Source organism: Actinomycetospora atypica (genome assembly GCF_042653685.1).
Classification (GTDB): Bacteria; Actinomycetota; Actinomycetes; order Mycobacteriales; family Pseudonocardiaceae; genus Actinomycetospora; species Actinomycetospora atypica.
Genome location: NZ_JBHSIV010000002.1, coordinates 17,764 through 36,517 on the forward strand (window position 1 = coordinate 17,764; position 18,754 = coordinate 36,517).

General features: G+C 72.3%; 17 protein-coding genes. 10 read left to right on the top strand and 7 right to left on the bottom strand.

Annotated elements, in window-relative coordinates:
• The first annotated feature begins 52 nt into the window (after positions 1-52).
• Positions 53-2,410, top strand: coding sequence for an ATP-binding cassette domain-containing protein (locus ACFPBZ_RS01830; protein ID WP_378034288.1), 2,358 nt, complete (start codon positions 53-55; stop codon positions 2,408-2,410).
• A 3-nt stretch (positions 2,411-2,413) separates the two neighbouring features.
• Here the strand turns inward: ACFPBZ_RS01830 and ACFPBZ_RS01835 are convergent, their stop codons facing one another.
• Positions 2,414-2,836: a hypothetical protein gene (locus ACFPBZ_RS01835; protein ID WP_378034289.1), complete on the bottom strand. Its 423-nt coding sequence runs from the start codon at positions 2,834-2,836 to the stop codon at positions 2,414-2,416.
• Positions 2,837-2,839: 3 nt separating this feature from the next.
• Positions 2,840-3,430 (bottom strand): DinB family protein, encoded by a 591-nt coding sequence (locus ACFPBZ_RS01840; RefSeq protein ID WP_378034290.1) that lies wholly within the window; start codon positions 3,428-3,430, stop codon positions 2,840-2,842.
• A 148-nt stretch (positions 3,431-3,578) separates the two neighbouring features.
• Here ACFPBZ_RS01840 and ACFPBZ_RS01845 point away from each other — a divergent pair, with 148 nt between their 5' ends.
• Positions 3,579-4,319: a hypothetical protein gene (locus tag ACFPBZ_RS01845; RefSeq protein WP_378034291.1), complete on the top strand. Its 741-nt coding sequence runs from the start codon at positions 3,579-3,581 to the stop codon at positions 4,317-4,319.
• Positions 4,320-4,361: 42 nt separating this feature from the next.
• Here the strand turns inward: ACFPBZ_RS01845 and ACFPBZ_RS01850 are convergent, their stop codons facing one another.
• The 3 genes from ACFPBZ_RS01850 to ACFPBZ_RS01860 form a co-directional block, all read right to left on the bottom strand.
• Complete coding sequence (locus ACFPBZ_RS01850; protein WP_378034292.1) at positions 4,362-5,402, bottom strand: DUF418 domain-containing protein; 1,041 nt, start codon at positions 5,400-5,402, stop codon at positions 4,362-4,364.
• Between the two features lie 46 nt (positions 5,403-5,448).
• Positions 5,449-7,521, bottom strand: coding sequence for an NAD(+) synthase (locus ACFPBZ_RS01855; RefSeq protein ID WP_378034293.1), 2,073 nt, complete (start codon positions 7,519-7,521; stop codon positions 5,449-5,451).
• An 83-nt stretch (positions 7,522-7,604) separates the two neighbouring features.
• A complete protein-coding gene (locus tag ACFPBZ_RS01860) occupies positions 7,605-8,522 on the bottom strand; it encodes an aldo/keto reductase (protein ID WP_378034294.1) in 918 nt (305 codons plus the stop codon).
• Between the two features lie 213 nt (positions 8,523-8,735).
• Between ACFPBZ_RS01860 and tig the strand changes: the two genes are divergently transcribed.
• From tig to clpX, 4 genes are all read left to right on the top strand, one after another.
• Positions 8,736-10,241: a trigger factor gene (tig, locus tag ACFPBZ_RS01865; RefSeq protein ID WP_378034295.1), complete on the top strand. Its 1,506-nt coding sequence runs from the start codon at positions 8,736-8,738 to the stop codon at positions 10,239-10,241.
• A gap of 208 nt (positions 10,242-10,449) precedes the next feature.
• Positions 10,450-11,055 (top strand): ATP-dependent Clp protease proteolytic subunit, encoded by a 606-nt coding sequence (locus ACFPBZ_RS01870; RefSeq protein WP_378034551.1) that lies wholly within the window; start codon positions 10,450-10,452, stop codon positions 11,053-11,055.
• Positions 11,056-11,065: 10 nt separating this feature from the next.
• The gene (locus ACFPBZ_RS01875) at positions 11,066-11,719 is read left to right on the top strand and encodes an ATP-dependent Clp protease proteolytic subunit (protein WP_378034296.1); all 654 of its coding nucleotides are present in this window, start codon (positions 11,066-11,068) and stop codon (positions 11,717-11,719) included.
• Positions 11,720-11,926: 207 nt separating this feature from the next.
• Positions 11,927-13,210, top strand: a complete 1,284-nt coding sequence (clpX, locus tag ACFPBZ_RS01880; protein WP_378034297.1) for an ATP-dependent Clp protease ATP-binding subunit ClpX — start codon at positions 11,927-11,929, stop codon at positions 13,208-13,210.
• Positions 13,211-13,304: 94 nt separating this feature from the next.
• Here the strand turns inward: clpX and ACFPBZ_RS01885 are convergent, their stop codons facing one another.
• The gene (locus ACFPBZ_RS01885; protein WP_378034298.1) at positions 13,305-14,252 is read right to left on the bottom strand and encodes an alpha/beta hydrolase; all 948 of its coding nucleotides are present in this window, start codon (positions 14,250-14,252) and stop codon (positions 13,305-13,307) included.
• 57 nt (positions 14,253-14,309) lie between these two features.
• Entirely contained in the window at positions 14,310-15,152 is an 843-nt protein-coding gene (fdhD, locus tag ACFPBZ_RS01890; protein ID WP_378034299.1) for a formate dehydrogenase accessory sulfurtransferase FdhD, read from the bottom strand.
• Positions 15,153-15,249: 97 nt separating this feature from the next.
• Between fdhD and ACFPBZ_RS01895 the strand changes: the two genes are divergently transcribed.
• The 4 genes from ACFPBZ_RS01895 to ACFPBZ_RS01910 are packed head-to-tail and all read left to right on the top strand — an operon-like array spanning position 15,250 to position 18,698.
• Positions 15,250-16,593, top strand: a complete 1,344-nt coding sequence (locus ACFPBZ_RS01895) for an OFA family MFS transporter (protein WP_378034300.1) — start codon at positions 15,250-15,252, stop codon at positions 16,591-16,593.
• The gene (locus ACFPBZ_RS01900; RefSeq protein WP_378034301.1) at positions 16,590-16,712 is read left to right on the top strand and encodes an MFS transporter small subunit; all 123 of its coding nucleotides are present in this window, start codon (positions 16,590-16,592) and stop codon (positions 16,710-16,712) included. Before ACFPBZ_RS01895 ends, ACFPBZ_RS01900 begins: the two co-directional genes overlap by 4 nt.
• A gap of 34 nt (positions 16,713-16,746) precedes the next feature.
• Entirely contained in the window at positions 16,747-18,312 is a 1,566-nt protein-coding gene (folC, locus tag ACFPBZ_RS01905) for a bifunctional tetrahydrofolate synthase/dihydrofolate synthase (protein ID WP_378034302.1), read from the top strand.
• Complete coding sequence (locus ACFPBZ_RS01910; RefSeq protein WP_378034303.1) at positions 18,309-18,698, top strand: DUF4233 domain-containing protein; 390 nt, start codon at positions 18,309-18,311, stop codon at positions 18,696-18,698. Before folC ends, ACFPBZ_RS01910 begins: the two co-directional genes overlap by 4 nt.
• Positions 18,699-18,754 lie beyond the last annotated feature (56 nt).

Genomic DNA, 18,754 nt, shown 5'->3' on the forward strand with positions numbered 1-18,754 from the left:
GAGCCCGTCCACCGGCAGGCTGAGCCCCCCAGCCGGCAGAAGGAGTCCTTCAGTGAGCACGCACGCCGCCGACGTCCACGACCTCATCCGCGTCCACGGCGCCCGGGAGAACAACCTCAAGGACGTCAGCCTCGAGCTCCCGAAGCGCCGCCTGACGGTGTTCACCGGCGTCTCCGGCTCGGGAAAGAGCTCGCTGGTGTTCGCGACGATCGCCGCCGAGTCGCAGCGGATGATCAACGAGACCTACTCGACGTTCGTGCAGGGCTTCATGCCGACGCTGGCGCGCCCCGACGTCGACCTCCTCGACGGGCTGACCACCGCGATCATCGTCGACCAGCAGCGCCTCGGCGCCGACCCGCGCTCCACGGTCGGCACCGCCACCGACGCCGGCGCGATGCTGCGCATCCTGTTCAGCCGGCTGGGGACCCCGCACATCGGCTCGGCGCAGGCGTTCTCCTTCAACGTCGCGTCGATCAGCGGGGCCGGGGCGGTCACGGTCGAGAAGGGCGGCCGGGAGGTCAAGGAGCGCCGCGAGTTCTCGATCACCGGCGGCATGTGCCCGCGGTGCGAGGGCCGCGGCGCGGTCTCCGACTTCGACCTCACGGCCCTCTACGACGCGGACAAGTCGCTCGACGAGGGCCCGTTCACCATCCCCGGCTACAGCATGGACGGCTGGTTCGGCCGCATCTTCAAGGGCAGCGGCTTCTTCGACCCCGCGAAGCCGATCGCGGAGTACTCGAAGCGCGAGATGAACGACCTGCTCTACCGGGAGCCCACGAAGATCCAGGTCGAGGGCATCAACCTGACCTACGAGGGCCTCATCCCGAAGATCCAGAAATCGATGCTCTCGAAGGACCGGGAGGCGATGCAGCCGCACATCCGGGCCTTCGTCGACCGGGCGGTCGTCTTCACCACCTGCCCCGACTGCGACGGCACCCGCCTCACCGAGGCCGCGCGCTCGTCGCGCATCGGGGGCATCAACATCGCCGAGGCCTCCGCGATGCAGATCAGCGACCTCGCCGAGTGGGTGGCGGGCATCCACGACGAGGGCGTCGCGCCGCTGCTCACGACGCTGCGGCACACGCTCGACTCGTTCGTGCGGATCGGGCTCGGCTACCTGAGCCTCGAGCGGCCGTCGGGCTCGCTCTCCGGCGGAGAGGCGCAGCGGACGAAGATGATCCGCCACCTCGGGTCGTCGCTCACCGACGTGACCTACGTGTTCGACGAGCCGACGATCGGGCTGCACCCCCACGACATCACGCGCATGAACGAGCTCCTGCTCCAGCTGCGCGACAAGGGCAACACGGTCCTCGTCGTCGAGCACAAGCCGGAGACCATCGCGATCGCCGACCGGGTGGTCGACCTCGGCCCGGGCGCGGGCTCCGAGGGCGGCGAGATCGTCTTCGAGGGGACCGTCGAGGAGTTGCGGGCGAGCGGGACGCTCACGGGGCGCCACCTCGACGACCGCACCACGACGAAGCCGGCCGTGCGGGCCTCGTCGGGAAGCCTGGAGATCCGGGGGGCGAACAGCCACAACCTGCGTGACGTCGACGTCGACGTGCCGCTCGGGGTCCTCGTCGTGGTGACCGGCGTGGCCGGCTCGGGCAAGAGCTCGCTGATCCACGGGTCGGTCGCCGGGCGCGAGGGCGTCGTCGAGATCGACCAGGGCGCCATCAAGGGCTCGCGGCGCAGCAACCCGGCCACCTACACCGGGCTGCTCGAGCCGATCCGCAAGGCGTTCGCGAAGGTGAACGGCGTCAAGCCGGCCCTGTTCAGCGCCAACTCCGAGGGCGCCTGCCCGAACTGCAACGGCGCCGGGGTCATCTACACCGACCTCGCGATCATGGCGGGGGTCGCGACCACCTGCGTGGTCTGCGAGGGCAAGCGGTTCGACGCCGGGGTGCTCGAGTACCGCTTCGGCGGCCGCGACATCAGCGAGGTGCTCGGGATGTCGGTCGCGGAGGCGGAGGCCTTCTTCCGGGAGGGGGAGGGGAAGCTCCCGGCCGCGCACAAGATCCTCGTCCGGCTCGTCGACGTCGGCCTGGGCTACCTCAAGATCGGCCAGCCCCTGACGACCCTCTCGGGCGGCGAGCGCCAGCGGCTCAAGCTCGCGAGCCAGATGGGCGACAAGGGCAGCGTCTACGTCCTCGACGAGCCGACCACCGGCCTGCACCTCGCCGACGTCGAGCAGCTGCTCGGCCTGCTCGACCGGCTGGTCGACGGCGGCCGGTCGGTGATCGTCATCGAGCACCACCAGGCGGTCATGGCCCACGCCGACTGGATCATCGACCTCGGCCCGGGCGCCGGGCACGACGGCGGGACGGTGGTCTTCGAGGGCACCCCCGCCGACCTCGTCGCCGCCCGCTCCACCCTCACCGGTGAGCACCTCGCGGCCTACGTCGGGGCGTGAGGGTCAGCAGGTCCCGACGACGCCGGTCGGGGGCATCGGGCCGGGTGGGGCCGCCGGATCGGGCACGCCGGGGTGGACGTCGACGGTGATCCCGGCCGCCGTGACGGGCGTCGGGGGGTCGGCGAAGCGGGCGTCGAGGAACTCGACGACGAGCGCGCGGGGACCGGTCCAGCGGACGCCGAGCCCGGCCGCGGCGGGGTTGCGGGTCGCGTCGACCACCCGCAGCGCCGGGTCCGGCGCCGCCGCGCACCCGTGCGGCACCACCGAGAGCAGGTAGCCGAACGACGTGGTCGCCCCGGCGTCGGTCTGCACGACGACCGCGTCGAGCGCGGCGTCGGCCGACGGCACGCGCAGCACCTCGGTCCGGGTCGGTGAGGGGGAGCAGGCGGCCAGGACGAGGACCAGCCCGACGAGCGCTGTCCGCACGGCTCAGTCCGAGGCAGCCCGGCGCGCCACCCGCTCGAGGCGTTCCCGGTGACCGAGGCGCTGGGCCGCCGCGAGCCCCGCCATGTTGTCGTTGTCCCGGCGCAGGCCGACCGTCCCGTCGACGAGCTCGCGGGCCACGTCGGCGTGCCCCGCGTGGCGGTGGGTCTCGGTCGCCATGTGCACGAGGATCTGGTGCAGCGTCACCTCGGCGCGCTCGGCGGGCCAGTGCGGCACGCGTCCGGGGGCGTCGAGGTCGAGCTCGCGGATCGTCTCGTCGGAGTGCTCGATGGCGCGCCGGTAGAGCCCGACGATCTCCTCGCGCGACTCCTCGGCGGTCGCCCACAGGTCGGCGTCGGGCTCGGGGTGGCCCGTGAACCAGTCCGCGGTCTCGGCGAACGGCCGGTCGAACACCTCGCCGAAGTAGCCGGACTCGACGATCGCGAGGTGCTTGACCAGGCCCAGCAGGTTGGTACAGGTGGGCGTGAGCGGGCGGCGCGCGTCGTACTCGCCGACCCCCTCGAGCTTCCACAGCACCGCCTCGCGACCCTCCGTCAGGTACCGGTGCAGGACGTCCTTCGGCCCGGGTGCGCTCACCGCCCGAACTGTGCCAGAGGACCCGCCCCGCGACCCCGTCCTCGCGCGGGGGAGACCCGCCGGTCGACACCCCCGCGTGATGAGGCATCGTCGGGCCGGGGCACCCGTCGGGGTGCCGCCACGGCGATGGAGGGGAACAGGACCCGCGATGACCGAGGGACGGACCAGCGTCGGCGACACCGGCGCCGAGGTCGAGGGCACGCCGACGGACGGCACGTCCTCCCCGGAGACGACCCCCGGGGCTCCCGAGGGCACGCACGACGACACCGCGGGCGGGGGCACCGCGGTCAACGGCGCGGCGCACGACGGCGCGGCGTACGACAGTCCGGCGCACGACGGCCCGGCGCCCGCCGAGGGTGGGACCGTCCCCGCGGCCACGCTGCCCGGACAGGAGCGCCCGGCCGCCCACGCCGCCCCCGAGGCCGAGGACGACGAGTCCTGGGCCGACGCCGAGGACCAGGCCTACAAGCGCGAACTGCGCAAGGGCCTCTTCTTCGGCCTCGCCGGCGGGCTCGTGCTCGGCGCGATCGTCGCGCTGCTGCTCGGCGCGTTCGTCTACCCCGGCTACCTGGGCGGCCCCGGCAGCCCGGACGACACCGCGAACGAGATCGTCAGCGCCCTCGCGGCCAAGGACGCCCCGGCGCTCGACGGGCTCTCGTGCCGCGGGCCCGACGGGGCGGCGGTCTCGTCGCTCAGCCCGCAGGTGCTGCAGCTCATCAGCGCCGTGAAGCCCTCCGGCCCGACGACCGCGTTCATCGACACCGAGGCCCGCACCCCGGTCGACCTGACGCTGAGCTTCCAGGGCCAGACCCAGACGCTGCCCTCGGAGATCGTCATCGGTCAGGTCCAGGGCGACTGGTGCCTCAAGGGGCTCGCGCAGCGCCAGTAGGTGCCGGAGGCCCGTGAGCAGTGATCCGTGCCTGGACACGGATTACTGCTCACCGGCGCTCCGCGCACCCCGGCGGAACGGGGCACGGTGGCCCCACGTCAGACACCGCCACACCCACTCCACCGGCCCGTAGCGGAATCGTCGGAGCCAGAGTGCACTCCAGACCGCCTCCACCACGAGGATGCCGACCGTCAGCCCGGTGATCGCCGGGCCGTCGTCGAACGAGTCGATGCCCAGCAGCGGGCCGATCGTGAGGAACAGGACCGTCGCGGCCAGGTAGTTCGTCAGGGCCATCCGCCCCATCGGGGCCAGCACCGCGTCGAGGACCCGGCCCGCCGGCGTGCGCAGCAGCAGGAGGACGACGCAGCAGTAGGCGGTGGCCGTGACGACGGCGGCCAGCGGCGGCAGGAGGTTCTGGGTGCCGCCGATCCCGCCCCCGAGCACGTTGACCTGGATCGACCGGACGCCGGAGAGCGTGAGCAGCACCCAGCCGACGGCGAGCGGTGCGGTGACCGCCAGCGCCACCGCGACCCGGCCCGGGTGGCGGTCGAGGCCCTCGGGGACACCGACCCGCGCGAGCCCGAAGCCGAGCACCAGCAGCCCGACCGTGAGGCCGTAGGACTCCTCGAGTTGCGGCAGCACCAGGATCGCCACCAGACCGACCACCAGGCACACCCGCGGCCCCGCGAAGGAGAGCGGGATCAGGACGACGAGCGCGACGAGCGCGTAGGGGAGCAGCGCCTCGCCGACGTGGAAGAACTGGTGGACCGCCCCGATCACCGCCAGCACGGCCAGGCGGCGGGCCAGGACCAGGCGGGGGCGGTCGCTGCGGGACGCGGCGCGGTCGAGGAACAGCCCGAAGCCGACGCCGAACAGCACCGCGAAGATCGACAGGAAGCGCTCGAAGAACACGAGCCCCACCGCGGTGGGCATGACGAACGGCTGGCCGCCCCGGATCCAGAGCAGCTGCTGGATGATGTTGACCGCGAGGATCCCGCAGAGCGCGAACCCCCGGAGCACGTCGAGCGACTCGATCCGTGCCCCGGGGGTGGAGACGTCGGCGGGTGGGGTCTGCGCGGTCACGGGGCCAGCATGGGTCGCGGCGACCGCCCGTGCGCGGAGGCGGGTGTCAGCTCGCGGGGGAGGGCCAGTCCTCGGGGACCCCCCGCTCGATCTCGTCGAGCCAGATCCTCGCCGAGGAGTCGGACGGCGCCCGCCAGTCGCCGCGCGGGGACAGCGCGCCGCCCGACGAGACCTTGGGTCCGTTCGGCACCGCGGACCGCTTGAACTGCGCGAACTGGAAGAACCGGTACGCGAAGACCTCGAGCCAGCGCCGGATCTCGGGGAGGTCGTAGGCCACGCGGTCGTCGTCGGGGAAGCCGGTGGGCCAGCCGCCGACGGACTCGTCGTGCCAGGCGTGCCACGCGAGGAACGCGATCTTCGAGGGGCGCGACCCGTGGCGCAGCACCTGCCAGAGCGTGAAGTCCTGCAGGTTGTAGGGGCCCACCTTCTCCTGGCTCGACTGGACCGGCGCCTCCTCGGTGGCCGGCACGAGCTCGGGGGTGATCTCGGTGTCGAGGACGTCGCGGAGCACGTCGGCCACGTCGTCGTCGAACTGCTCCGAGGAGATGACCCAGCGGATCAGGTGCTGCATCAGCGTCTTCGGCACCCCGCCGTTGACGTTGTAGTGCGACATCTGGTCGCCGACGCCGTAGGTGGACCAACCGAGCGCGATCTCGGAGAGGTCGCCGGTGCCCAGCACGATCCCGCCGCGCTGGTTGGCCGCACGGAAGAGGTAGTCGGTGCGCAGACCCGCCTGGACGTTCTCGAACGTCACGTCGTAGACCGGCTCGCCCTGGGCGAAGGGGTGCTCGAGCTCGCGCAGCATGGTCCGCGCCGACTCGGTGATGTCGATCTCGGTGAACGTCGTCCCGAGCGCCTCGCACAGCCGCTGCGCGTTGCCCTTGGTCCGCTCGCCGGTGGCGAAGCCGGGCAGCGTGAAGGCCAGGATGTCGGAGCGGGGGCGCCCGGCCCGGTCGAGCGCGCGGGCCGCGACGATGAGCGCGTGGGTGGAGTCGAGCCCGCCGGAGACCCCGATGACGATCTTCGGGTTCCCGATCGCCCGCAGCCGCTGCTCGAGCCCCGAGACCTGGATCGAGTAGGCCTCGTAGCAGTCCTGCTCCAGCCGGGCCGGGTCGGCGGGCACGAACGGGAAGCGCTCCACCTCGCGGCGCAGGCCGAGGTCGCCGTCGGGCGGGTTCAGCGTGAACCCGACGGTGCGCCAGGTGTCGAGGCGCGCGGCGTGGTGGCGGCGGTTGTCGTCGAACGTGCCGGTGCGCAGGCGCTCGGAGGCGAGCAGCGCCAGGTCGACGTCGGCGACGCAGTGCTGCGCGCCCTGCGGGAACCGCGGGGTGCGGGCGAGGAGGTGCCCGTTCTCGTGGATCGAGGTCTGCCCGTCCCAGGACAGGTCGGTGGTCGACTCGCCCTCGCCGGCCGCCGCGTAGATGTAGGCGGCGGCGCAGCGGGCGCTCGCCGAGCGGGTGAGCAGCTCCCGGTCGTCGGCTCGGCCCACGGTGATCGGGCTGCCGGAGAGGTTGGCCAGGATCGTCGCCCCGGCGAGGGCGGCCTCCGCGCTCGGCGGCACGGGCACGAACATGTCCTCGCAGATCTCGGCGTGCAGCACGAACCCGGGGACGTCGTCGGCGGTGAAGAGGAGGTCGGGCCCGAACGGCACGTCGGTGCCGTTGACCCGGATGGTGCCGCCCTGGTCGTCGCCGGCGGCGGCCTGGCGGCGCTCGTAGAACTCGCGGTAGGTCGGCAGGTAGGACTTCGGGGCCACGCCGAGCACCCGGCCCCGGTGGACGACCGCCGCGCAGTTGTACATCCGGTGCCGGTGGCGCAGCGGGACGCCGACGACGAGCACGGGCGTGAGATCGGCCGACCCCTCGACCACGGTGGCGAGGGCCTCCTCCGCCGAGTCGAGCAGCGTGTCCTGCAGCAGGAGGTCCTCGATCGAGTACCCCGTGAGCGCGAGCTCGGGGTAGACGACGAGCACCGCGCCGTCGTCCTGGCAGGCGCGGGCCGCCTCCAGCACGGACGCGGCGTTGGCCGGCGGGTCGGCCAGCGCGGTGTGCAGCGTCGCGGCCGCCACCCGGGCCAGGCCGTGGCGGTAGACGTTCGTGAAGTCGTACGTGCTCAGCACGGGCGTTCCCCTCCGGTGATCACTGCTGGCCCGCAGTGTTCCCGAAAGGTCCGACAGCGACCCGCCCCGTCCCCCCGGGCGGGTCAGACCCAGGCCATCGCGCGGCGGTGCGCCCAGTAGTCGGCCGCCGGGACGGCCAGTCCGGCGAGCTGGTCGCGCTCGTCCTCGGCGAGGACGACGGGCGTGAGGTTGGAGCGCAGCTGGTCGGGGTCCGCGGCACCGGAGAGGACGACGTCGACGAAGGGCTGCTCCGCGACGGCCGCGAGCGCCACCGCGTCGGGGCCGACGCGGTGCCGCTCTGCCACCGCGAGGAGCGCGGCGGGCGCCTCGACCACCAGCCGCCCGTTCGCGAGCCCCTCCTTGACCAGGACGAGCACCTCGTCGTCGTGGGCCTCGCGCAGCGCGTCGCCGACCGAGGGCTCGAGGAGGTTCCACGTCGACTGCACCGCAGTGAACAACGGCCGGCCGTCGACCTCGAGCGCGAGACCGCGGCGCACCGCGTCCGCCTGGTCGGGCCCGGAGGTCGAGAACCCCAGCCGCACGCCCTCGTCGCGCAGCCCGCCCATCGCCCCGAGTAGCGCATCGTCGTCGAACAGCGGGGAGTCGGTGGTCAGGGAGTGCACCTGGTAGAGGTCGGGCGTCCCGAGCACCTCCCGGGTCTCGTCCCACTGGGTGCGGAAGTGGGCGAGGGTGTGCTCCTTGACCTCGTGCACCTCGGCGTCGGGATCCCAGCCGGCGGTGTAGCGGTAGCCCCACTTCGAGGACACCGTGCACTCCTCGCGGCGCCCGGGGCGCTCGGCGAACCACGTCCCGAGGAACTCCTCGGCGCGGCCGTAGGAGCGGGCGACGTCGAACCACCGCACACCGGCCTCCCACGCGAGGTCGAGCGTGGCGTGGGTGAGCGCGCGGAGCTCGTCGACGGTGCGGTGCACGCCGTCGCGGCCGAGGTTGACGTAGGAGGGGCGGCCGAGCGCGGCCAGCCCGAGGGCGGTCCGGGTCACCCGCCCACCCTAGGGCGGCACCGTCCGCGCTGGTCAGGGCCGCGTCCGCGCGCTGTCGGGGTGCACGTCTAGACTGCGGCCAACGCCCGGGCGGGTGTCGATGTCCGTGCCAGGACAGCAGCGGAATCCTCGCGATGCTCGCGGGTCCCTGCAGGGTCACCGTCGGATTCCCCCGGGCCGTGTTGGCAGTCCCGCCCCGGAGGAGAACGAGCTGTGAAGTCCACCGTCGAGCACCTGTCGCCGACGCGCGTCCGTCTCGCCGTCGAGGTCCCGTTCGACGAGCTCAAGCCGACCTTCGACCAGGCGTACAAGAAGATCGCCCAGCAGGTCCGCGTCCCCGGGTTCCGCCCCGGGAAGGCCCCGGCCCGCATCCTCGACCAGCGCCTCGGGCGCGGCGTCGTCCTCGAGGAGGTCGTGAACACGGCCGTCCCGCAGAAGTACGGCGAGGCCGTCGGCGAGGCCGAGATCAACCCGCTGGGCCAGCCCGAGATCGAGGTGACCTCGATCGAGGACGGCGACAAGATCGCCTTCACCGCCGAGGTCGACGTCCGTCCCTCGATCGAGCTGCCCGACTTCTCGACGATCTCGGTGTCGGTCGACGCCGCCGAGGTCACCGACGAGGACGTGGACGACCAGCTCAAGGGTCTCCAGGCCCGCTTCGGCACGCTCACCGGCGTGCAGCGTCCCGCCGCGAAGGACGACTTCGTGGTGATGGACCTGTCGGCCACGGTCGACGGCGAGGCCGTCGAGGAGGCCCAGACCTCAGGGATGAGCCACCAGGTCGGCGCCGGCGAGCTGATCGACGGTCTCGACGACGCCCTCGTCGGGATGTCCGCGGGCGAGACCAAGAACTTCACCACCACCCTCGTCGCCGGCGACCACGCCGGCCAGGAGGCGGAGGTGACCGTCACCGTGCAGACGGTGAAGGAGCGCCAGCTCCCCGAGGCCGACGACGAGTTCGCCCAGCTCGCGAGCGAGTTCGACACGCTCGACGAGCTGAAGGCCGACCTGCGGGAGCGCCACGGGCGGGTCAAGAAGATGGAGCAGGCCGGCCAGGCCCGCGACAAGGTCCTCGAGGCGCTGCTCGAGGCCACCGACGTCCCGGCGCCCCAGGGCGTCGTCGACTCCGAGGTCGAGGTGCGCGCCCACGAGGCCGTCCACGAGTTCGACCACGACGAGGACAAGCTCACCGCCTACGTCGAGTCGCAGGGCCAGACCCGCGAGGAGTTCGACACCGAGCTGCGCACCACGGCCGAGCAGGCCGTGCGCACCCAGCTGCTGCTGGACGAGGTCGCCGAGAAGGGCGAGGTCCAGGTCGACCAGCAGGAGCTGATGGAGCGCATCTTCATGCAGGCGCAGCGCTTCGGCATCAGCCCCGAGGACTACATCCAGCAGGCCCAGCAGGCCAACCAGCTCGGCGCCATCTTCGCCGACGTGCGGCGCGGCAAGGCGCTCGCGTCGGTGGTCCAGGCGGCGACGATCCTCGGCCCCGACGGCGAGCCGGTCGACCTCTCGGAGCTGTTCGGGACCGCCGCGGCGGACGACACCACCGACGAGGACGCGGCGGAGGTGGCGGACGAGACCGCCACCGTCGCCTCCGGGTCCGACCAGGACGAGGACTCCGTGGTGGTCGAGGGGGCCGACGCCGCCGCCGGCCCGTCCGACTCCGGCGACGAGGTCGCCGACGCCGACACGGCCGCCAGCGCCCCGAAGGCCTGACCGGCCCGATCGCCGGTCCGTGTGCCGCAGCGGCTGTGCCGACAGCGAACACGGCCCTCGGGCGGACGTTCCGGGGCCCGGCGATCGTTAGTGTCGATGGCAGCCGACGAGGCCCGGCGGAACCCCGCCGGCCCCGTCCGATGACACCTATTCACGAGGAAAGCAGGGACAGGTGAGTCAGCACCTCTCCGACCCGTCCGGGGCGGTCATGCGTTCCGCCGGCGGGGCGATGAACCTCAACGACTCGGTCTACGAGCGCCTCCTGCGGGAGCGCATCGTGGTCCTCGGTCAGGAGGTCAACGACACCATCGCCAACCAGATCTCGGCGCAGCTGCTGTTGCTCTCCGCGGAGGACCCGGCCAGCGACATCACGCTCTACATCAACTCGCCCGGCGGCTCGGTGTCGGCGGGCATGGCGATCTACGACACGATGCAGTGGATCGAGCCCGACGTCTCCACGGTGGCCATGGGCCTCGCGGCGTCGATGGGGCAGTTCCTGCTCTCGGCGGGGGCCCGGGGCAAGCGCCTCGCCCTGCCGCACGCGCAGATCATGATGCACCAGCCCTCCGGCGGCCTCGGCGGCACGGAAACCGACATCACGATCCGCGCGGAGTCGCTGCGCAAGCTCAAGCGCCAGCTCGCGGAGCTGATCGCCGAGCACACGGGCCAGTCGTTCGACCAGATCACCGAGGACTCCGACCGCGACCGCTGGTTCGACCCGTACGAGGCCCTCGAGTACGGCTTCATCGACCACGTCGTCACCCGCTCGAGCGATTCGCGGGCGAACGGCAACGGCAACGGCACGAGTGCCTGAGGAGATCGCGATGAGTGAGCTCTACCAGCCCGGTGGCCGCGCCGCGGCCTCGCCCGAGGCGCGCTACATCCTGCCGTCGTTCGTCGAGCGGACGAGCTACGGCGTCAAGGAGTCCAACCCCTACAACAAGCTCTTCGAGGAACGCATCATCTTCCTCGGGGTGCAGATCGACGACGCGTCGGCGAACGACGTCATGGCGCAGTTGCTGTTCCTGGAGTCCAACGACCCCGACCGCGACATCACCATGTACATCAACTCGCCCGGCGGCTCGTTCACCGCGCTGATGGCGATCTACGACACGATGCAGTACGTCCGCCCCGACATCGCGACCGTCTGCCTCGGGCAGGCGGCCTCGGCCGCGGCCGTCGTGCTCGCCGCCGGCACCCCGGGCAAGCGCCTGGCCGTGCCGAACGCGCGGGTCATGATCCACCAGCCGGCCACCGAGGGCTTCTACGGGCAGGCCTCCGACCTGGAGATCCAGGCCAACGAGATCACCCGCATGCGGCGGCTGCTCGAGACCACGCTGGCCAGCCACTCGAGCCGCACGCCCGAGCAGGTCCGCAAGGACATCGAGCGCGACATGATCCTGACGGCGGCGGAGGCCAAGGAGTACGGCCTCATCGACGACGTCGTCGCGAGCCGGAAGCTCTCCGCCGGCCGCTAGCGATTCCGGTCGACACGGTGGGCGCGACCGAGCGTCCGCCCACCGTGTCGCCCGGCCGGGGCGGCGCGTCGCCGCCCACGGCACGGACTCGACCAGCAGGATCGCCGCACTCCCCGACACCTCCCCGACAGGGCAGGTGGGCGGGTACGGTCAATCACGACAGCGCGCACCGTCCGGGTGCGCCGGATGGGACAAAGGTCTGCTGCGATGGCACGCATCGGTGACGGCGGGGACCTGCTGAAGTGCTCGTTCTGCGGAAAGAGCCAGAAGCAGGTCAAGAAGCTCATCGCCGGGCCAGGTGTGTACATCTGCGACGAGTGCATCGACCTGTGCAACGAGATCATCGAGGAGGAGCTCGCCGAGGCGGGTGAGGTCAAGCTCGACGAGCTGCCGAAGCCGACCGAGATCCACGAGTTCCTCGACCAGTACGTGATCGGCCAGGACGCCACCAAGAAGACGCTGTCCGTCGCCGTCTACAACCACTACAAGCGGGTGCAGGCGGGGGAGAAGAACCGGGAGAACTCCCGGGAGGACGTCGTCGAGCTGGCGAAGTCGAACATCCTCATGCTCGGCCCCACCGGCTGTGGGAAGACCTACCTCGCGCAGACGCTCGCGAAGCTGCTGAACGTCCCGTTCGCCATCGCGGACGCGACGGCGCTCACCGAGGCGGGCTACGTCGGCGAGGACGTCGAGAACATCCTGCTGAAGCTGATCCAGGCCGCCGACTACGACGTGAAGCGTGCCGAGACCGGCATCATCTACATCGACGAGGTCGACAAGATCGCCCGCAAGTCGGAGAACCCGTCGATCACGCGCGACGTCTCCGGCGAGGGTGTCCAGCAGGCCCTGCTGAAGATTCTCGAGGGCACGACGGCGTCGGTGCCGCCCCAGGGCGGGCGCAAGCACCCGCACCAGGAGTTCATCCAGATCGACACCACCAACGTGCTCTTCATCGTGGCGGGCGCCTTCGCCGGCCTCGAGAAGATCATCGCGGAGCGCGTCGGCAAGGGCGGCCTCGGCTTCGGCGCCGACATCCGGTCGAAGGCCGAGATGGAGTCCGCCGAGTCGTTCGGCGACACCATGCCCGAGGACCTCATCAAGTTCGGGCTGATCCCCGAGTTCATCGGCCGCGTGCCGGTGGTGGCCTCGGTGTCGAACCTCGACCAGCCGAGCCTCGTCCAGATCCTCACCGAGCCGCGCAACGCGCTGGTGAAGCAGTACCAGAAGCTCTTCGAGATGGACGGCGTCGAGCTCGAGTTCGACCCGGCGTCCCTCGAGGCGATCGCCGACCAGGCGATCCTGCGCGGCACCGGCGCGCGTGGTCTGCGGGCCATCATGGAAGAGGTCCTCAACCCGGTCATGTACGACATCCCGAGCCGGGACGACGTCGCCAAGGTCGTCGTCACCGAGCAGACGGTGAAGGACAACGTCAACCCGACGATCGTCCCCCGCCAGCCGGCCCGCCGGGAGCGTCGCGACAAGTCGGCCTGACCGACCCGGTCTTCTCCTGCACGACCACCGGCACCTGAGGCATCCCCGACCCACCGGGGTTGGACGCCTCAGGTGCCGGTGGTCGTGAGGGGCCCTAGAGGTGCGGGAACGCCGTGCGCCACGGGGCGACCGGCAGGGTCGCCGGCGCCGGGGCCACGTGCTGGCCGAGGAACGCGATGACCTGCGGCAGGATCGTCGCGTAGTAGGCGCCGTCGTGGCGCCCGGGGCTGATCCGCGAGTACTGCGGGCGCGCCAGCGCGATGTAGCGGCGCACGGGCTCGGCGAACGAGTCGCGGTCGCCGCACCAGATGCCGGTGGGGGTGCCGGCCAGCTCGGGGTAGAAGCGCAGCGGGTCGTTGGCGGCCCAGTCGGCCGGCCCCGCGAAGGGGCGCGTGGCGGCGACCCGCCAGTCGACGAACAGGCCCGGCGACATCGCGGCCACGGCCTTCACGGGCGCCCCGCGCTGCCCCCGCGCTCGGGCGTACATCAACGCGCCGGCCCCGCCCATGGACACGCCGGCCGCGAGCGTCGGCACGCCCGCCGTGGGCGCCGCGACCCCGCGCTCGGCCATCCAGCCGGGCAGCTCGTCGAGCAGCATCCGCATCGGGTCGTCGTTGGGGCGGAACGGGTGCCAGTAGTTGTCGCCGCCGTCGAGGGCGGCCACCGCGAACGGCGGCACCCCGGACGCCCACGCGGCCCCGAGGTAGCGCCGCATGCCCGGGTCGCCCCACCACAGGGCGTTGCCGCCTAGGCCGTGCAGCCCGACGCACAGCGGGAGGTCGGCCCGGTCGGCGCCGGCGGGCGAGGTCACCACGAGGCGCACCGACCGGTTGCGGGCCGCCGAGCGCACCCACTCCACGGACACGGCGGCGTCGGGGGCCTTCGCGACGCGGGGGGCGGCCGGGACCCGCTGGGGGACCGGGGCGGGCGTCTCCACCGCGCCGGCCAGCGTGGTGCCGACGGCGGCGACCGCGGCGGTGCCGACGGCGATCCCGCCGCCGATGAGCAGTCCGCGCCGGCTGACCCGCTGCTGGCCCGTCACCGCCCGCTCCTCTCGACCCGACCCACGGCCGCGTATCGGCCTCCCGGGCGTGCGACGTTACCCGGCGTCGGCCCCGAGACCGGTCACGCGGGAGGCCCCGGCGTAGATGTTCATCGAGCGGCCACGCAGGAAGCCGATCAGGGTCATGCCCGTGTCCTCGGCCATCTCGGCGGCCAGCGACGAGGGCGCCGACACCGCCGCCAGCGCCGGGACGCCGGCCATCACGGCCTTCTGGGTGAGCTCGAACGACGCCCGACCGGAGACCATGAGGACGGTCCCGGTGGCGGGGACGGCGCCGGAGAGCAGGGCGTGGCCGAGGACCTTGTCGACGGCGTTGTGCCGCCCGACGTCCTCCCGCACGCAGAGGAGCGCGCCGTCGGCGGTGAACAGCCCCGCCCCGTGCAGGCCGCCCGTGGAGTCGAAGACCTTCTGGGCGGCCCGGAGGGCGTCGGGCAGCGTGAAGAGCACCTCGGCCGGGATCTCCACCGGGTCGTCCGCGGGGGAGAAGACGGTGCGGGTGCGGACCGCGTCGAGGGAGGCCTTGCCGCACACCCCGCAGCTCGAGGTGGTGTAGAAGCGCCGCTCCACCGAGTCGTCCGGCGGGGCCACGCCGGGGGCGAGCGCCAGGTCGAGCACGTTGTAGGTGTTGCGCCCGGCGTCGTCGAGCGAGTCGCAGTACCGGGCCGTCGCGATGTCGTCGACCGAGGTGATGACCCCCTCGGTGAGCAGGAACCCGTGCGCGAGCTCGACGTCGTGGCCCGGGGTCCGCATCGTCACCGCCAACGACTTCCCGTCGACGCGGATCTCCAGGGGCTCCTCGGCCGCGAGCGCGTCGGGCCGGCGGGACACCCCCTGCTCCCGTACACGGACGACTGGTCGTCGAACGGTCACCCTGCCCATGAGTTACACCTCGCCTCGAATGGTGGACAACGGACAGCGGTGACATAGTCACCCGGTCCTACGCCCGTCACACACGGTTGCGCCTACGGAGGTCGCGATGGGGTTCCTCGACCGTTCGGCCATCGTCGCACCGCCGGGGTGGAGTCGCTGGCTCGTCCCGCCCGCCGCGCTCGCGGTGCACCTGTCCATCGGGCAGGCCTACGCCTGGAGCGTGCTCAAGACCGGGCTCGGGAGCGGACTGCAGCTGTCCGGGACGGCGACCGCGCTGCCCTTCCAGCTCGCGATCATCATGCTCGGTCTCTCCGCCGCGATCGTCGGGACGACCGTGGAGAAGCGCGGGCCGCGGTGGGCGATGTTCGTCTCCACGATCTTCTTCTCCAGCGGCTTCCTGGTCTCCGCCCTGGGCCTCGCGCTCGAGCAGTACTGGCTGGTCGTCGTCGGGTACGGGTTCCTCGGCGGGATCGGGCTCGGCATCGGCTACATCTCGCCGGTCTCCACCCTCATGAAGTGGTTCTCCGACCGGCCGGGCATGGCCACGGGCATCGCGATCATGGGCTTCGGCGGCGGCGCGCTCATCGCCTCGCCGATCGAGACGAACCTGCTGGCCGCCTTCGGGACGTCGTCCGGCGGCCTCGCCTCGACGTTCGCCGTCATGGGCGTCGGCTACGCGATCTTCATGTCCGTCGGCTGGCTGCTGATCCGCGTGCCCGCCGACGACTGGTCCCCGCCGAACGCCCCGCAGCAGGCCAAGCAGGCCGCGCGGGACGACCTGGCGGTCTCCGCGAAGACCGCGGTCCGGCTCCCGCAGTTCTGGCTGCTGTGGATCATCCTGTGCTTCAACGTCACGGCCGGGATCGGCCTGCTCGAGCGCGCGAACGACATCTACAAGGACTTCTTCTCGACGACGGGCCCGGCCCAGCTGATCGCCGGTGCGGCGGCGGCGTTCGTGGCGATCCTGTCGCTGGCGAACATGCTCGGACGGTTCGTCTGGTCGTCGACGTCCGACGTCGTCGGGCGCAAGAACATCTACCGGATGTACCTCGGCGTCGGCGCCCTGCTCTACCTGCTGATCCTCACGGTCGGCGAGGGGAACAAGCTCGTCTTCCTCCTCGCCTCGCTGCTGATCCTGTCCTTCTACGGCGCCGGCTTCGCGACGATCCCCGCGTACCTGAAGGACCTCTTCGGTACCTACCAGGTCGGCGCCATCCACGGCCGGCTGCTCACGGCGTGGTCGGCCGCCGGGGTGCTCGGTCCGCTCGTGGTGAACGCGATCGTCGACGCCCGGAGCGACATCGAGGGTCCGGCGAAGTACAGCATCTCGTTCATCATCATGATCGGTCTGCTCGTGGTCGGCTTCGTCGCCAACGAGCTGGTCAAGCCGGTCGACCCGAAGCACTACGTCAGCGCCGGGTCCCCGGTGCGTGAGGAGGCGGCGCGATGACCGAGGCGACGAGCGGTGGTGGCCGGACCGTGCTCACGGTCCTGGCGTGGCTGTGGGTGCTGGTCCCGTTCCTCTACGGCGTGTGGCAGCTCGTGATCAAGGTCCCGGCGCTGTTCTGAGGCCCCGCCCGGTCCGGCCGTAGGATCGGTGTCGATGCGCTACCAGCCCTGGGCCGACCCCGACGGGTACTCCTCCCCGGAGACCGACGCCGCGGGCGACCCCGACGTCGACGAGATCGCCCACCTGCTCGCCGCCGCCGGGGGTGACGCCACCCCCGGCGGCGCGGCGATGACCGACGCCATGGTGCGCACGGGCCCCGATCCCGACTGGGTGCCCGAGGCCGACCACGACACCCCCGAGGACCTCGCCCGCCTGCGCGAGGTCGAGGCGGTGCTCGACCAGCGGTGGCCCGAGACGCGGATCGAGCCCTCGCTCGAGCGCATCCGCGCGCTCTGCGACGTGCTCGGCGAGCCCCAGCGCTCCTACCCGGTGGTGCACGTGGCCGGCACCAACGGCAAGTCCTCGGTGACGCGGATGATCGACGCGCTGCTCACCCGCATCGGGCCGCGCACGGGCCGCTACACCAGCCCGCACCTGCAGCAGGTCACCGAGCGGATCGCGATCGACGGTCGCCCGGTCTCCGCCCGCCGCTACGTCGAGACCTGGCAGGAGATCGCGCCGTTCGTCGGCGTGGTCGACCGGGCCCGCGACGCCGTCGACGGCGTGCACTGCTCCAAGTTCGAGGTGCTCACCGCCATGGCGTTCGCGGCCTTCGCCGACGCCCCCGTCGACGTGGCCGTCCTCGAGACCGGCCTCGGCGGGTCCTGGGACGCCACGAACGTCGCCGACGCGGCCGTCGCCGCCATCACGCCGATCGGCATGGACCACATGGCCTACCTCGGCGACACCATCGAGGAGATCGCGAAGGAGAAGGCCGGGATCATCAAGCCCGGGTCGGTGGCGCTCCTCGCGCAGCAGACCCCCGAGGTGGCCCAGGTGCTCCTCGAGCGCGCCGTGGAGGTCGACGCCGAGGTCGCCCGCTCGGGCGTCGAGTTCGGCGTGCTGGAGCGCTCGGTGGCCGTCGGCGGGCAGCAGCTGCGCCTGCAGGGCCTCGGCGGCGAGTACGACGACATCTACCTGCCGCTCTTCGGCGAGCACCAGGCCGGCAACGCCGCGCTCGCCCTCGCGTCCGTCGAGGCCTTCTTCGGCGCCGGGTCGTCCCGGCGGCTCGACATCGACGCCGTGCGCGACGCCTTCGCCGCCGTCCGGGTGCCCGGCCGGCTCGAGCGGATGCGCTCGGCGCCCACCGTGATCGTCGACGCGGCGCACAACCCGCACGGGGCGGCCGCCGCGGCGGCCGCGGTCCGGGCGGAGTTCTCGTTCCGGCGCCTCGTCGGGGTCGTCGCGGTGATGGGGGACAAGGACGCCGACGGCATCCTGGAGTCCCTGGAGCCGATCCTCGACGAGATCGTCGTGACCGGCATGGGCTCGCCCCGCGCGATGGATCCCGACGAGCTCGGCGGGCTCGCGGTCGGGCGGTTCGGTGCCGACCGCGTGGTGGTCGAGACCCGCATGGACGCAGCGCTGGAGACCGCGATCTCGATGGCCGAGGAGACCTCCGACGACGAGGAGTCGGTGGCCGGTGGGGGAGTGCTCGTGATCGGATCGGTCGTGGCCGCGGGCGAGGCCCGGACGCTGCTCGGGGGTGAGCCGGCATGAGCACCGAGCCCGGACCCGACGTGCAGCTCCCGCCCGACCCCCGCCGCGCCTTCCGCGGCCCGGCCTCGGCCTGCCTGGTCCTCGAGGCCATCGCGGTGCCGCTGGTGCTCCCGGTGATGAACTACGTCGAGGGCGGCATCACGCCGCTCAAGCTCGCCCTCGTCGTCGTGCTGACCGTCGGGATGATCGTCGGCTGCGTCGTGATCCTGAAGCCGTGGGGCCTGCGGTTCGCCGTGGGCCTGCAGGTGCTCATGCTGCTGGGCTGGGTGCTCTCGCCCTCCCTCGGCCTCCTCGGTGCCCTCTTCTGCCTCGTCTGGGGGCTCATGCTCTGGATGCGCCGCGAGGTCATCCGGCGCCAGGAGGCCTGGTACGCCTCGTCGGAGTAGCGGGGGCGCCCGACCGTTCAGGGGTACCTCGGATCGCTAGGCAGTTGATCATGGCG

Excerpts from the sequence above, each read along its gene's own strand:
- ACFPBZ_RS01900 (WP_378034301.1), top strand. The coding sequence starts at position 16,590 with ATGACCGAGGCGACGAGCGGTGGTGGCCGGACCGTGCTCACGGTCCTG.
- clpX (WP_378034297.1), top strand. The coding sequence starts at position 11,927 with ATGGCACGCATCGGTGACGGCGGGGACCTGCTGAAGTGCTCGTTCTGC.
- ACFPBZ_RS01910 (WP_378034303.1), top strand. The coding sequence starts at position 18,309 with ATGAGCACCGAGCCCGGACCCGACGTGCAGCTCCCGCCCGACCCCCGC.
- fdhD (WP_378034299.1), bottom strand. The coding sequence starts at position 15,152 with ATGGGCAGGGTGACCGTTCGACGACCAGTCGTCCGTGTACGGGAGCAG.
- folC (WP_378034302.1), top strand. The coding sequence starts at position 16,747 with ATGCGCTACCAGCCCTGGGCCGACCCCGACGGGTACTCCTCCCCGGAG.
- ACFPBZ_RS01870 (WP_378034551.1), top strand. The coding sequence starts at position 10,450 with ATGCGTTCCGCCGGCGGGGCGATGAACCTCAACGACTCGGTCTACGAG.
- ACFPBZ_RS01845 (WP_378034291.1), top strand. The coding sequence starts at position 3,579 with ATGACCGAGGGACGGACCAGCGTCGGCGACACCGGCGCCGAGGTCGAG.
- ACFPBZ_RS01875 (WP_378034296.1), top strand. The coding sequence starts at position 11,066 with ATGAGTGAGCTCTACCAGCCCGGTGGCCGCGCCGCGGCCTCGCCCGAG.
- ACFPBZ_RS01895 (WP_378034300.1), top strand. The coding sequence starts at position 15,250 with ATGGGGTTCCTCGACCGTTCGGCCATCGTCGCACCGCCGGGGTGGAGT.